Below are 15,750 nucleotides of genomic sequence, written 5' to 3'. Positions count from 1 at the left end.
GCATTCAGCTTAAAAATGTTTTCGATGTTGGCTTAAAAATGAAGAAGGAGATTCATCTTTTATGATTTTGAACTGACGATTAAAATTAGAAATGTTTCCAAATCCACACGCATATGCAATTGATGTAATACTCTCTTTGTTTTCAAGTAGCATTTTGCAAGCAAAGCCAATTCTAATTTCATTCAAGAATCTGGTAAACGGTTTTCTGTGAATTGTCTTAAAAAATCTACTGAAGGATGATGCGTTCATGTTAACCAACAGAGCTACGTCTTTAGAGCTTATTTGGGTATGAAAATTTTGATATACATATTCATAAATAATATTCAACCTTTTATTTTCTGATTTATGAAATGTATTTATAAAACCATTACTTGATAAAAGCGTATAGTTTTGCTGTTGCTCTAATTTGCATAATAATTCAATTATTCTCGTAATTTTAAGTGCAGGTTCAAGACTATGTAGATTTATTAATTCATTTTTTATGTTATCCTTAATATGGTTGAATTTTATTCCCTGTGCCGCTTTCTTCAATAATTGAGCAACAGGTTGCAATTCTGGCAGGGATAAAAATTCTTGACCAACGAAGTTATCTTTAAAATGAACGGAAACTGCTTGTGCGGTAAGTGTGGAGTTTTTTTCAAAATATACCTCGTCATTTAACCACATATGCGGAACGTTCTTACCTATTAAAACAACCTCACCGGCTTCAAATTTTTCTATGCTATCTCCAACAAATCTAGTACCGGTACTTTTAATAATATAAACCAATTCTAGCTCTTCATGAAAATGCCACACCTTCAAAAAGTTCTTGTAATTATTTTGAGATACAGTAATGGAGGTATTGGCAACACTAGAACGATCTAGCAGATGAAGTTTCATATCATGTAATTTATTACAAAATACGAACTATTTTAAGATGTATAAAAAATATATGATTTGTAATGCTTATATTATATAGAGGAATAGGGTTTTATTGAATTTTGAAGAGGAAAAAGACAAATAAAACCATATCTTCTACATATGAAATCATTTAGTTCATGGTATTATACTAAACTTTATCACTTTTATTGTTCATGAATATTCTCCCGAAAATACCTTTTTATAAACATACATTTATGCTTAAGGTCTGTAGAAAAATATGTTTGAAACAAGTAAGAATAACAAAGCCACTTTTGGCGATTTTTGGGTTGTTCTTTTCTTTTATAGTTGAGGCACAGGAAAACTTCTATTTTGATCATATTGGTACAGATGATGGTCTTTCGCAAAGTGATGTGAATTGTATATATCAAGATTCCTATGGCTTCATGTGGTTTGGTACACACGATGGATTAAATAGATATGATGGATATTCTTTCTCCGTTTTTAAACCTGATCAAAAAAGCACGAACATAAATAGTAACCTTATTTACGCCATGACTGGTGATGATAATGGAAATCTGTGGATTGGTAGTACCGGTGATGGTCTATTTTATTATGATAAAAAGAAAGAAACTTTTAGGCAGTTTAAATATAATAAAGAAGACGATCATAGTATTTCTAATAATTATATAACACGTCTATATATTGATAGCAAAAATAGACTGTGGATAGCCACTAAAGAAGATGTCAACATGGTTGACCTCTCGGCATCTATGGATAGTATAAAGTTTGAAAAGTTCAAGTTTGTTATCAAAGATACCGATGAGCGACAAGATGGTAGTGTGATCAATTCTATATATGAAAATTCTGATGGCGAGATACTTTTGGGCGGTCATTTAGGAATATATCAGCTAAAACTTGATGCTGGTGGCAAATCCTATTTTAAACTAATTAGTGATGAAATCGGTTTTGGTACAGAATCGGTAGGTGTAATAGCACAAGACAGATATAACAAATATATTGTTGGTACAGGGCAGGGGTTGTTTGTACAAAATAATGATAAGGACCAAAAATTTATAAAAATCAGAGAAGGAAACTTTACGTCTTTGGCTTTTGATGATATGAACCACATTTGGGCCGGAACTGATAATGGGCTGTTATACTTTGATAATTCTTCTAGCTTAAAGCAACCCCGGTTAATAAAAACCTTCAGCTATAAACCAGAAGATAAAAATAGCATTAGTAAAAATATTATTACTTCTTTGTTCATAGATAGAACAGGTATTTTATGGGTAGGTACCAATGGTGGCGGAGTAAACAAGTTTGATCCTAACAGAAAAAAGTTTAAACATGTAAAACGCAATTTAAAAGAGAACAGCCTAAGCTATGACAAAATAAGATCGATCTTTGAAGATAGTAATGGTACATTTTGGGTAGGTACAGAGGGTGGTGGTTTAAATAAAGGTAATTCGGGTAAAGAGAAATACGCCGCCTTTACTTCAACTAATGAATTGAGAAAAGTTTTTGCCCTTGAAGAGATTTCCATAAAAAATAGAAAATTTCTTTTGGAGGGCGGTCAAAATCATCCGTACCTATTTAAAATAGATATTACTAATCCTAAAGATAAAACTCCTAAAATTACAAGACTAGAAGGTATTCACAGAAGTGTATTCAGTCTTTTGAACGATTCGCAAGATAATTTATGGATAGGTACCTATTCAGGCGGTTTATACCGATGGATTAAAGACGTGGATGGAAATTATTCAAAGCAAAATTTTAAGGAAAATACCAATGATGTTAACTCCTTGGCCAACAATATTGTAAGAAATGTTTATGAGGATAGTAAAGGAAATATTTGGATTGCAACGGGAGATGGACTTAGTCAGCTAACTATTACCGAAAAATATAAAGAGCACCCAAAATTCAAAAATTACAAAAAAGATGAAGATGATCCAAATTCATTAAGCCACAATTATATTTTATCACTTTTTGAAAATAGAAAAGGAGAGCTTTGGATAGGTACATTTGGTGGAGGATTAAATAAACTTATACCAGGGGAAAATGGTGAAGAAGCGACGTTCAAGAACTATAGTATAGCCCAGGGTTTGCCTAATAATGTAATAAAGGCAATTCTAGAGGATGAACAAGGTCATTTATGGGTTTCTACCAATAAAGGACTGTCCATGTTTGATACTGAAGAAGAAATCTTTAAGAATTTTGATGTTTCGGACGGCTTGCAGGATAGTGAGTTTCAAGAATTGGCCTCTTTAAAAAGAAAAGACGGTGAATTGGTTTTTGGCGGCATCAACGGTTTTAACGCATTTTATCCAAGGGAAATAAATGATAACAACACAGCACCGGAAACGGTAGTTACCAAACTATCTATTTTCAACGAAGAGGTAGCTGTAGGCGAAGAAATAAACGGTAGGGTTTTATTAGAAGAAAATATATCCGAGGTAAAGGATATTACTTTAGATTATAGCGAGAATAGCTTTTCATTTGAATTTTCTTCCTTACATTTTTCTGCACCAAGAAAGAACCAATACGCATATAAGTTAGAAGGTTTTGATAATGATTGGGTATATGCAAGTTCGGACAAAAGGTTTGCTACTTATACTAACATTGAACCTGGTAATTATACCTTAAAGGTAAAATCATCCAATAACGATGGTCTTTGGGATAATACACCGTACACCTTACAATTGACTGTTAGACCGCCTATTTACAGAACTACGGTGGCATATATTATTTATGGCCTTTTACTATTGCTTCTTTTGGCCGGTTTATGGAGGTTTACCATAATTAGTAATACCAAAAAACATCAACTGGAACTGGAACATTTGGAGAAAGAGAAAAACGACGAACTACAAACCTTAAAGCTTGATTTTTTCACCAATATTTCGCACGAGTTCAAGACCCCGCTTACTTTGATCAAAGCTCCTTTGGAGTATTTGTTAAGCAGTAAGGAAGAAATTGGGGCGTCTAATCTGAAAGAGCAATATCAATTAATGCATAAGAACACCAATTACCTTTTAAGGTTGGTGAACCAATTGTTAGATTTTAGAAAGATCAACCAAGGTAAGATGTCACTTGTTGTTAGGCATACGGATATTGTATTTTTTATAAAGGAAGTAGCGGAGCCCTTTCAGTTATTGGCATTTAAAAAATCGGTCAAGTTCAACATTGTCTCAAGTCAAGAACATTTTAAAACTTGGTTCGATCATAATGCATTGGAAAAGGTGATAAACAATCTTCTGTCCAACGCCTTCAAATTTACCCCTGAGGGTGGTGAGATTATAGTAGAAATCGATGTTAACAAAAATGGACCTACAGAAAAAGAAAATGTTATCATTAAAGTAAAGGATAACGGACTGGGTATTTCAGATGTTAAGAAGAATATCATTTTTGAGAAGTATTATACGGAGAAAGAGAACGAAAAAGTAAACTCCAAAGGTGTTGGTATAGGTCTTGCGTTTACCAAAAGTTTGGTAGAGTTACACTTGGGCAGTATTTCCGTTGAAAATAATGAAGGTGGAGGGTCTTGTTTTATAGTGACCTTACCAACAGATAAACAAGCATACGAAAATGCGGAAGATATCAGCTGTAAAGAAATAACGGATAATGATTATTTGGTAAGATCTTCTGAGGCCGAGTCCTTGGCAATAGATTTGAATGATGAACTAGAAGATTACAATTTATCTAAGGTTAGATCTAAAAACCCCGTATTGCTTATTGTAGATGACAATCCAGATATCATACAGTTCATAAAACAGGTCATGGGTAAAACCTACACCGTCTTTGAAGCCAATAATGGTGAACGGGGAATGGAGATAGCTAAAAAAGTGTTGCCCAATATTATAATCACGGATGTAGTTATGCCGGTAATGGGCGGTATTGAGTTCTGTGAAATGATAAAAACAACCAATATCACCAGTCATATACCGGTAATAATGTTGACTGCCAAGACTTCGCAAGAGAGTGAGATAGAAGGTTTGTCACACGGAGCAGATGCCTATTTAAAGAAACCGTTCAATGTACAGGTATTAGAGCTTAAAGTAGCCAATATTCTTAAAGATAGGGAAGAGTTGCGTAAAAGATTTAAGAAAGAAATTACGTTACAGCCCAAAGAAGTTACCGTAACCTCATTAGATGAAAAGTTTTTGCAGCAAGCGGTTGAAACGGTAGAGAAACATATGATGAATACTGATTTTAATGTAGAGATGTTGGTAAAGGAAATGGGGCATAGTAGAAGTAATCTATACTTAAAGTTCAAAGAGCTTACCGGTTTGTCATCAAGTGAATTTATAAGAAATATTCGTTTAAAAAGGGCCATTCAATTACTGGATAACAGCGATTTTTCGGTGAAGGAAATAATGTTCAGAACTGGGTTCAATACGGCATCCTATTTTTCTAAATGCTTTAAAAAAGAATTTGGAGTGGTACCAAGCGAATACATTAAAAAAACAAAGGTAGAACAAGATTAATAGGATAAAACCAATGAATAAAACCATTAATTACGTTGTTGCACTTATTTGTGTTTTAGCATGTTCTCTAAGTTCTTGTAAAGATAATAGTACTAAAAATCAGCTTACAGAACATTCATTTGAAAAACCGAATGTTCTTTTTATAATGAGTGATGATCAAGGTTATGGTGATGTCGGTTTTCATGGTAACCCCATCATTAAAACGCCACATATCGATGCTTTGGCAGCAAAGTCTACCGAGTTAACAAACTTTCACGTTGGTACAACCTGTACACCATCTAGAGCTGGTTTGCTCACAGGTCGCAATAGTAATAGAAGCAATACATGGCATACCATTGGTGGCTGCTCTATATTGAACAGAGAAGAACAAACCATCTCAGAAGTTTTTCAAAAGGATGGCTATAATACAGCCATGTTCGGTAAATGGCATTTAGGCGATAATTATCCGTATAGACCACAAGATAGGGGCTTTAAAGATGCTCTGTATCATGGCGGTGGAGGTATAGGGCAAACGCCAGATTATTGGAACAACGATTATTTTAATGACACCTATTTTAGAAATGGCAAACCAGAAAAGTTCGAGGGGTATTGTACAGATGTTTGGTTTAATGAAAGTATAGAATATATTGAAGATCAGAAGAACACTCCCTTTTTTGCATATGTAGCTTTAAACGCACCTCATGGTCCGTTTAACGTTCCTCAAGAATATTTAGATATGTATGCAGATGCTGATCTAAATGATACCCAAAAACGGTTTTATGGAATGATCAGCAATATAGATGACAATATTGGTAAGCTAATGGAATATCTAGAATCTTCAGGGAAATTAGAAAATACGATTGTAATATTTACCACAGATAATGGTACGGCGGCCGGTATCGGTAAAAAGAATGGGGCGGTTACAGGTTATAATGCGAATTTAAAAGGAACAAAAAGTAGTCCTTATGATGGCGGTCATAGAGTGCCGTTTTTAATCCATTGGCCAAAAGGAAATATAACTGCCGATCATTTAGAACAGAGTAATGATCTAGTATCTCATGTAGATATATTACCTACGCTAGCCAAACTCTGCGGCATTGACTTTACTCCAAAAAATGAATTGGATGGTACCGATGTTTCTCAAGTGTTTTATCCAAATAAAAAACTAGAAGACCGAATGTTGGTTGTAGACACCCAACGTTTACAATGGCCGGTAAAATATAGAAATAGTTGTGTCATGCAAGGGGAGTGGCGATTGGTTAACGGCAACGAGCTTTACAACATGGATACCGATTTTGGTCAGGTAGAAGACTTGAGTTCCAAATTTCCAGAGCGAGTAAAGAATATGCAAGCGTTTTATGAAGATTGGTGGAAAAGTACTGAACAAGATATGCATTATTCAAGCAATCCTTTAAACACGCCAAACAACGAAAACGTGTTGCTTACCATTCATGATTTACATTCAGAGGATCCAATACCGTGGAATCAAGATTTGATACGGAAGGGTGAGCAACAGCCAGAGGGATATTATTTAATAGAAATTACAGAACCGGGAAACTATCAATTCGATTTGTACCGATATCCACCAGAATCTAACTTCGCTATAAACGACACTGTAGAAGAAATAGCCTCTAAACCCAATTGGAACGGACTAGCAAAAGGTAAAGGGATAAAGGTAGTGGGTGGTCAAATTCAATTAAATGACCTTGTTTTTAAGCAAGACGGAAAAGCATCGGAAAGTCATATTTCCGTTACCGGTAGCTTAGAGAACGGAACGTATAGGTTGGCTGCCAGTTTTATTACTCCAGATACATCAGAATTCCCAGCATATTATGTAAATATTACCAAAATATGAAAAAGCGTTTACTTATCTTATTAGGGGTCATAAGTTGTTTTATTGCATGTAAAGAACAAGAGAAAACACAGAAGAAAGATAAACCAAATTTCATTTTCTTGTTTGCAGATGATTATACATATGATGCTATAAATGCTTTGGGCAATGCAGAAATAAAAACGCCGAATTTGGATCGTTTGGTCACAACGGGGACCACGTTTACAAACGCTTACAATATGGGCGCTTGGAATGGTGCTGTATGTGTAGCTTCAAGATCAATGATAATATCTGGCTTAAGTGTTTGGGATGCACAAAAGAAGTATGAAGCCTGGAAGAAAGACCAAGACTTGGAACATACTTGGGGGCAATATATGAAAGCTGCGGGTTACGAAACCTATATGGGAGGCAAATGGCATGTTACCGCCAAGACTCAGAAAGTATTTGACTATGTAAAAAATGAAAGACCAGGTATGCCCAAAGATCGGTGGGACCATGCTGCTATGGTAAAAACTTTTGCAGAGTTGCCTAAAGATATCAATCCGGCAACGGTGATGCCTTTGGGATACAATAGACCAAAGGATGAAAAGGATACCTTGTGGAATCCTGCAGACCCAACACATGGTGGTTATTGGGAGGGCGGTACACATTGGAGCGAGGTCGTTAAAAACGATGCAGTTGCGTTTTTAGATGAGACCAAAGACCGAGTGAAGCCTGTTTTTATGTATTTGGCTTTTAATGCGCCACACGACCCTAGGCAAGCACCTCAAGAATTTTTGGACATGTATCCTTTAGAGCAAATTTCGCTTCCAAAAAATTGGCAAGAAGTTTACCCAGATAGAGTAGGTATAGATAATGATTACCAATTGAGAGATGAGGCTTTAGCCCCATTTCCAAGAACAGCCTATGCCACCAAAAAACACATTCAAGAATATTATGCATTAATTACGCATTTAGACCAACAACTTGGGGAAATTTGGAAAAAAGTAGAAGAAACTTTAGATCCCAAGAATACGTATATAGTTTTTACTGCCGATCACGGTTTGGCAATAGGCAAACATGGGCTAATAGGCAAGCAAAGTTTGTTCGATCATAGTATACGTGCACCTTTTATTATTTACGGACCGGATATACCTAAAGACAAAAAGGTAAATACTGACATCTATATTCAAGATGCTATGGCCACTGCGCTAGATTTAGCAGGGGCGCCAGCAAAAGAAAAGGTGTTCTTTAATAGCATATTACCACTGGTTAAGGGCACACAGAAAAGTAGTAATTACCCATCAATTTATGGGTCATATGTTAATTCGCAGCGAATGATCAGAAAAGATGGATTTAAATTGTTGGTATACCCAAAGTTGAACAAACTATTACTTTTTGACATGGAAGATGACCCAGATGAAATGAAGGATTTAGCAACCAAAGCAGAATATAAAGCAAAGGTGGAAGAGCTTTTTGGAGAATTGCAACAGTTACAAATGAAAATGAAAGATTCGTTAGATTTATCAGCCACTTACGCCAAGTTTAAATCAAAAATATAACGCTAGATGTTGAAGTTTAATTGGAGATATGGGTGCATAGTTCTACTGGCAGTATTATTATTGGCTTGTAAAGGAAAGGTAGAGGAGAAACGATTTACGTTGATATCTGAAAAGCAATCTAATATAGATTTCAATAATAAGATTTGGGAGACAGAAGAAATGCATTATTTCTCATTTCCTTATTTATACATTGGTGCAGGTGTTGGGGTAGGAGATTTTAATAATGATGGCTTGGAAGATATTTTCTTTTCGGGTAACCTGGTACCCTCCAAGCTCTATTTGAATAAAGGGGGGTTTGTTTTTGAAGATATTACAGAAGTGGCCGGTATTACCGGCGATTCGTGGGACAATGGAGTTTCTATTGTTGACATTAATCAAGATGGATGGTTAGATATTTATGTTTCCGTTGGTGGATTCACCACTGAAAACAAAAGAAAAAACAAGCTGTATGTTAACAATGGGGATGCAACCTTTACTGAGCAAGCAGCTGATTATGGCATTGCCGACAGTGGTTTTTCTACGCAAGCGGCCTTTTTAGATTATGATAAGGATGGTGACTTGGATCTATACTTGTTAACACATGCCAAGGAGAATACAGATCAAGTAGAAAAGCTTTATACATTAAAAGATGGGTCGGGACCCAGTACTGATAAATTATATAGAAATGAAGGTATTGGTCCAAACGGTCATCCCGTTTTTAAAAATGTATCGGCAAGTGCAGGTATTTTAACAGAAGGATATGGCCTTGGAGTAGCCGTTTCCGACATCAATAAAGATGGATGGCCCGATATTTATGTAGCCAATGATTTTTTAGCTAATGATTTATTGTACATTAACAATCAAGATGGTACGTTTTCAGATCAATTGTCATCTTATTTTAGTCATACCGCCCGTAATAGTATGGGAATAGAAATGGCTGATTTTACGAATAATGGATTGCTTGATATTTTTGTTTTGGATATGCTTCCCGAGTCAAATGAGCGCCAAAAAACCATGACGGCAAACATGAATCCACAACACTTTAAAGAAACTATAAAAAAAGGATTTCAGCCACAGTTTATTCGTAATGTGTTGCAATTGAACAGAGGTGAGGGTACTGATGGTAAGCCAATATATAGCGAAGTTGGTCGCTTTGCAGGTTTGCATGAAACCGATTGGAGTTGGGCTCCCTTGGCAGCGGATTTTGATAATGATGGATCTAAAGATTTATATATTACGAATGGTTTCAGAAGAAATATAACCGACCATGATTTTCAAGATTATTCTAGTCAGCAACATATTTTTCAAAAGGGAACGGGTAAAATGCGCGAAGCAAAGGTTGTGAAGCGAATTTTAGACTTAGATAGTATATACTTGCCCAACTACATGTTTAAAAATGAGGGCGAATTAAAATTTGAAAATAAAGTGAAAGATTGGGGCTTTGACAAGGCTTCTTTAAGTAACGGTGCAGCCTATGCCGATTTTGACAATGATGGGGATTTGGATTTGGTGGTTAATAACATCAATGCCCCTGCATTTTTATATCGTAACAATTCAAATAATAACCATTACCTACAATTAGACGTAATAGGTAAAGAAAATAATAAGAATGCATATGGTGCACAGGTAGGATTGCATTTTAAAGATGGTACAGTGGCGTATCAAGAAAAAAATCCGGTTAAGGGATACATGTCTAGTTCTCAGCAAAAATTACATTTTGGCTTGTCAAAGAATAAAGAGTTGCAAAAAGTATCTATTACATGGCCAGATGGAATTTCAGGTGAATTTTCTCCGGAACGTTTAGATACTATTTATCGCATTGATTCATCAACAATAGAATTGGTTAACGCAAAAGAAAAAAATATGGGTTCTACCTTATTGACATCTTTCATGTTAAACCATACCCACGTAGAAAACAAGGGAAACGATTTTATCCATGAGCCCCTACTTTTACATCAGTTCGATTATAATGGCCCTTCAACTGCCGTTGCGGATTGTAACGGAGACGGTTTAGACGATATTTTTATTGGTGGTAGCCGGTATAATTCAGGACAATTATTGTTTCAACAAAATGATGGTACTTTCATCGCTAAGCCTTTAGCCGAACAGCCTATTTATGAAGATGGAGGAGCATTGTTCTTTGATGCCGATACAGATGGCGACATGGATCTTTATATAGTAAGTGGAGGCAGTGCGGTAAAATACTTTGATAAAGGTCATTATCAAGACAGATTATACTTAAATGATGGAAAGGGCAATTTTAAATATAACCCCGATGCATTACCACCAATCTTGGCAAGTGGTTCTTGTGCAGTGGCCACTGATTTTGATAGGGATGGTGATTTGGATTTGTTTGTAGGTGGTAGGGTTACTCCAGGGAGTTTTCCAATTGCCCCAAAAAGTTATTTACTACGTAATGATGCGGGTACATTTACAGATGTAACCTTACAATGGGCGCCAGAACTATCGGAAATCGGTATGGTTACCTCAGCAATTTTTTCTGATGTAGATAATGATGCTGAAATGGATTTGTTAGTGGTAGGTGAGTTTATGTCTATTACATTTTTTAAAAAGAAAGATGGAAAATTAATTCAAACTGCAATTTCACCTTCCATTGATTCAGCAAAAGGTTGGTGGAATAGTATCGTTGGGGGCGATTTCGATAATGATGGCGATACCGACTATGTCGTAGGTAACCTGGGCAACAACCATGCTTACAAAGTCACCAAGGAAAAACCGCTACGTATTTATGCGAATGATTTTGATAGTAATGGCAGTGTTGATGCCATAGCTACAAGATTTATCCGTGATAAGGAAGTAAGTATAGCACCTAGAAATTTATTGGCTACACAGTTAAATAGTGTAAAAGGGGTGTTTAGAAGTTATAAGGAATTTGCAGAATCTAGCACTCAAGATTTATTGCGGGTGTTAGACACTACATCTATGCAAATTTTGGAAGCTAACGAATTTGCCTCAATGTATCTGGAAAATACAGGAAATGGAAAGTTAGAACCTATTCTACTGCCGTTGGTTGCTCAATTTTCTGTAGTACAGGGTATGCAAGTTGCCGATGTTAATTTTGATGGAAATTTAGATTTGTTAGCGGTAGGTAATCTATATCATACAGAGGTGATTTCTGGGTATATAGATGGTGGTAATGGATTGGTTCTGTTAGGTGATGGCAAAGGAGGTTTTAGGGAATTACCTTATAGGGAAAGTGGTTTTTACGCGCCCGGTGACACCAAAAGTTTAGTTCAGTATCAAAATAGTGATCAGCAACCCCAATTTGTGGTTACGGTAAATAATGGAGGAACTAAAGGATTTAAATATCAGAATGCTAAGATAGATTCAATAATTTCTTGGCCAAAAGGCACTACTAAGGCTGTCCTAGAGTTGCAGAATGGAAAAATTAGAAAAGTAGAAAAATATTGGGGTAGTGGCTACCTGTCACAACCAGCACAGTATATTTTAAAATCAGATGCAATTCACACTGTTGATTTTAAATAATAGTGAATACACCATAAGTAAAGTAAACAGCTACTCAATATTTAGAAATGTCTAATAACCTGTTTTTAGAGTGTATGGTTGACATGCTTTCAGACTCACATTGAAAGATATTCAGAAAACGATTGGTCTTGCAAAGAAGACGTATTTAATGATGAATGATAATATTGTTATATAATGATTTATTAGAGAATTAAGTGCTACAAATCAATTAGTAAAGTAAGTATAAGGTAGTGGTCAATTAAAATACAATTGCCCTACCTTTTTTTAATTGGTCCCGTTGAATTATCATTTTTATAACCTCAAATAGATCGTAATTCCACTTAACGTAAGAAAGGTTTCAAAAGGTTACTGTATATCTGTCTTAAAACGAGTTGTTTAATCATTTGTTTCATTGATAAAAACAATTGTTGCATTATCCTTAAGGACTTGGGAATACATTTGATGATATAAAATAATAAAGAATACAAAATTATGGGATTAACAAAAGCAATGAAATTATTCGACAGCTGGGTGCCATTGATCTTAGTGGTCATTGGTTTTTTAATGTCGAGTAACCAATATGTCCTGGCTCAAGATGGAACAGTTTCAGGAACAGTAATCGATGGTTCGGGTATGCCACTTGCTGGAGCATCGGTTTTGGAAAAGGGTACTACAAATGGTACACAAACCGACTTTGATGGTAACTATTCCATTGGGAATGTAAATGATGGAATTTTAGTATTTAGTTACATTGGTTTTAAATCTAAGGAAGTCGCTATTTCTGGGCAATCCATTATTGATGTAGTGCTGGAGGAGGATGCAAGTCAATTGGATGAGGTGGTTGTAATTGGATACGGAACACAAAAGAAAAGTGACCTTACAGGAGCTGTTTCACAAGTGGCATCCAAAGATATTGATAAATACACCTATAGCGATGCCTCTCAAGCATTACAGGGTCGTATGGCGGGGGTCAGTGTTCAAACCCAAGGTGGTTCCCCTGGGGCAAGTGCAGTTATAGCCATTAGAGGTACGGGTACGATGTCAGATGCAGGACCGTTATATGTAATCGACGGTATGTTGACCGGAGGGATGGAGTCGCTTAACCCATCGGATATTGAATCGATATCGGTTCTTAAAGATGCTTCTGCAAGTGCCATTTACGGTTCAAGGGCCGCTAACGGTGTTGTAATCATCACAACTAAAAAAGGTAAACGAGGCGGACTTTCCGTAGATTTTGATACAAGTTATGGATTTCAAAGTGTAATCAATACTCTTGATTGGGCCGATGCAAGTCAATATGCCGAAATATCAAATAGGTCAGACGACAATGACGGTTCAGCAAGAAAGCCTGCTAACGATACTGAATTTGACCCCTCATATTCAAGTGACCTGTATAAGGAATCGCTGAGGTCCGCAGCCGTTCAAAATACCAATATAAGATTGGCAGGCGGTGGGGAGAATACGCTGTTCAGCTTTTCGATGAACTATTTTGACCAAGATGGTATTGTTAAATATTCCGATTTTAAAAGATATACGGCAAGGGCTAATGGAAGTTTTACCAAAAACAAGTTTAAATTAGAAACAACCTTAGGACTAACACGAACCGTAAACAATCCGAACCCTTATTTTAACAAAGAGCGAAATATTTTGCCCACTATAAGATTGAAGGATTCGAATGGTGACTGGAGCTCATCGGATCTGGAGGAAAGAGGAATTGATGCTTCTCCTGGTTCGTTCTATGGCCAATCGTCAATCTATAATGAGTTGGGGATGGCCGCTTTGGAAGATCGTACGGTTACCAGAAATACTTTTTTAGGAAACCTGTCTCCTTCTTATGAGATTATCGATGGCCTTACTTACAAGTTGAATTTAGGTCTAGAATACTACAACAACAATAATTACACCTTTACCCCAAACCATCCCGTTTTTTTAGCAACAGGGGTGTCAAGTGGTATGGCTGAATTGAATGAAACCAACGTAACGTACCAATCATGGTTATTGGAAAATACCTTGAACTACCAAAAAGTATTTGGAAATCATTCTATCAATCTACTTGGTGGGTACACCGAGCAGGAGACCAATTCAAGGTCTTTAGGGGTAATTGCTAGAGGCTTTCCTTCCAATGATATTAGGGTGGCGTCCGCTGCTTTGGAAATCCAGAATGTACCTTCTGAGGATATCACTTCCACCATTCAATCATATTTTGGTAGGTTAAACTATGTGTTCGATGACCGTTACCTTCTTACGGCCACGGTTCGTAGAGATGGGTCCTCTTTGTTTACTGATGATTTGCGATGGGGAACTTTTCCTTCTATGGCCTTGGGCTGGAACGTAAGCAACGAGAAATTTATGGAAGACAATTCCTTGATCTCCGATTTAAAGTTACGGGTCAGTTATGGAGAAATAGGTTCAAACAATGTTTCTGCCTACGCGATCGATCCATCATTGAACTTATTTAGCGAGTACATTTTGGGTGAAGCGCAGACCAGGGTTACGGGTTATTCCATCACACAAGGGGTAAATCAAAACATTACCTGGGAAACCACAAAGACCACTGATATTGGTGCCGAACTGGGTATTTTGGACAATAGGTTGAGGTTTACAATGGACTATTTTATTAAAAAATCTGAAGATGTATTGGTGGGTCTTAGACTACCCTTATACACCGGGTTTGGTAATGAGGTTCCTTTTAATACAGCCAGTGTAGAGAATAAGGGTTTTGAATTTTTAGCCGACTATAAAGAGCAATTGTCCGACGATTTTGTATTAGGGGTTTCTGCCAATTTCTCATTGCTTAATAATGAGGTAACCGCGTTGGGCGATGCTTCCCCGATCATTCAAGGGTCGTTTACATCCAATACAATTAACAGTACCAGAACCGACGTTGGTCAACCTATATCTTCTTTTTATGGGTATATCGTGGACGGAATCTACCAAACGGATGCCGAGGCTACTGCTGCCAACGATCAAGTTGGTAATCCAAGTGCCGGAGATTTTAAGTTTAAAGATTTAGATGGCGATGGTGATATAGACGATGATGATCGTACCTATATAGGAAACCCTACGCCAGACCTTGAATATGGATTTAACCTAACGGCTGAATACAAAAAGTTTGACCTTAACCTCTTTTTCAACGGTGTTGCGGGCAATGAAATTCTAAACGGAACAAAGTATAGAGGCTATTTTGACTTGGAAGGTAACTATTTTGCAGACGCCTTAAATGCTTGGTCACCAACTAATACTTCTACTAATATACCTAAGAATACCAGAGCAGATTTAGGGTTCAATAGAAGGATGTCTACTTTTTACCTAGAGCCTGGTGATTACTTCAGGCTTCGCAATGCCCAGTTGGGTTATTCGTTCAGCGATGCACTACTTGAAAAAATGAAAATCAAAAAAATGAGATTGTATGTATCGGCAACTAATCTGTTTACCATTACCAATTATACTGGTTATTATCCAGAGGTAGGAAGAAACAGTAGGGGAGCTACAGGAAACAACAGTATTTTCAATTCAGGGGTAGACGAAGGTACATATCCAACACCGAGGGAGTTTAGACTAGGATTACAAGTATCATTTTAAACAAAAAAAA

The 15,750-nt window shown here is 36.5% G+C and carries 6 protein-coding genes; 5 read left to right on the top strand and 1 reads right to left on the bottom strand.

What is annotated here, in order from left to right; all coding sequences use genetic code 11:
- Positions 1-9: 9 nt before the first annotated feature.
- Complete coding sequence (locus YQ22_RS02005; protein ID WP_071339876.1) at positions 10-879, bottom strand: AraC family transcriptional regulator; 870 nt, start codon at positions 877-879, stop codon at positions 10-12.
- Positions 880-1,142: 263 nt separating this feature from the next.
- On the opposite strand from YQ22_RS02005, the gene YQ22_RS02000 reads away from it, so the two are divergent.
- The 5 genes from YQ22_RS02000 to YQ22_RS01980 all read left to right on the top strand — a co-directional run bounded on the left by YQ22_RS02000 (position 1,143) and on the right by YQ22_RS01980 (position 15,740).
- Positions 1,143-5,342 (top strand): hybrid sensor histidine kinase/response regulator transcription factor, encoded by a 4,200-nt coding sequence (locus YQ22_RS02000; RefSeq protein ID WP_232231289.1) that lies wholly within the window; start codon positions 1,143-1,145, stop codon positions 5,340-5,342.
- Positions 5,343-5,355: 13 nt separating this feature from the next.
- Positions 5,356-7,176, top strand: a complete 1,821-nt coding sequence (locus tag YQ22_RS01995) for an arylsulfatase (RefSeq protein WP_071339874.1) — start codon at positions 5,356-5,358, stop codon at positions 7,174-7,176.
- Positions 7,173-8,693 carry a sulfatase-like hydrolase/transferase gene (locus YQ22_RS01990; protein ID WP_071339873.1) on the top strand — a complete coding sequence of 507 codons (1,521 nt, stop codon included), beginning with the start codon at positions 7,173-7,175 and terminating at the stop codon, positions 8,691-8,693. Before YQ22_RS01995 ends, YQ22_RS01990 begins: the two co-directional genes overlap by 4 nt.
- A gap of 6 nt (positions 8,694-8,699) precedes the next feature.
- Positions 8,700-12,179 (top strand): VCBS repeat-containing protein, encoded by a 3,480-nt coding sequence (locus YQ22_RS01985; protein WP_071339872.1) that lies wholly within the window; start codon positions 8,700-8,702, stop codon positions 12,177-12,179.
- A gap of 471 nt (positions 12,180-12,650) precedes the next feature.
- Positions 12,651-15,740 carry a SusC/RagA family TonB-linked outer membrane protein gene (locus YQ22_RS01980; protein WP_232231285.1) on the top strand — a complete coding sequence of 1,030 codons (3,090 nt, stop codon included), beginning with the start codon at positions 12,651-12,653 and terminating at the stop codon, positions 15,738-15,740.
- The last annotated feature ends 10 nt before the right edge of the window (positions 15,741-15,750 follow it).

The organism is Maribacter sp. 1_2014MBL_MicDiv (genome assembly GCF_001865655.1).
GTDB lineage: Bacteria > Bacteroidota > Bacteroidia > Flavobacteriales > Flavobacteriaceae > Maribacter > Maribacter dokdonensis.
The sequence above is the reverse complement of the archived record's forward strand: the minus strand, read 5'-3'. Positions and strand labels throughout refer to the sequence as shown.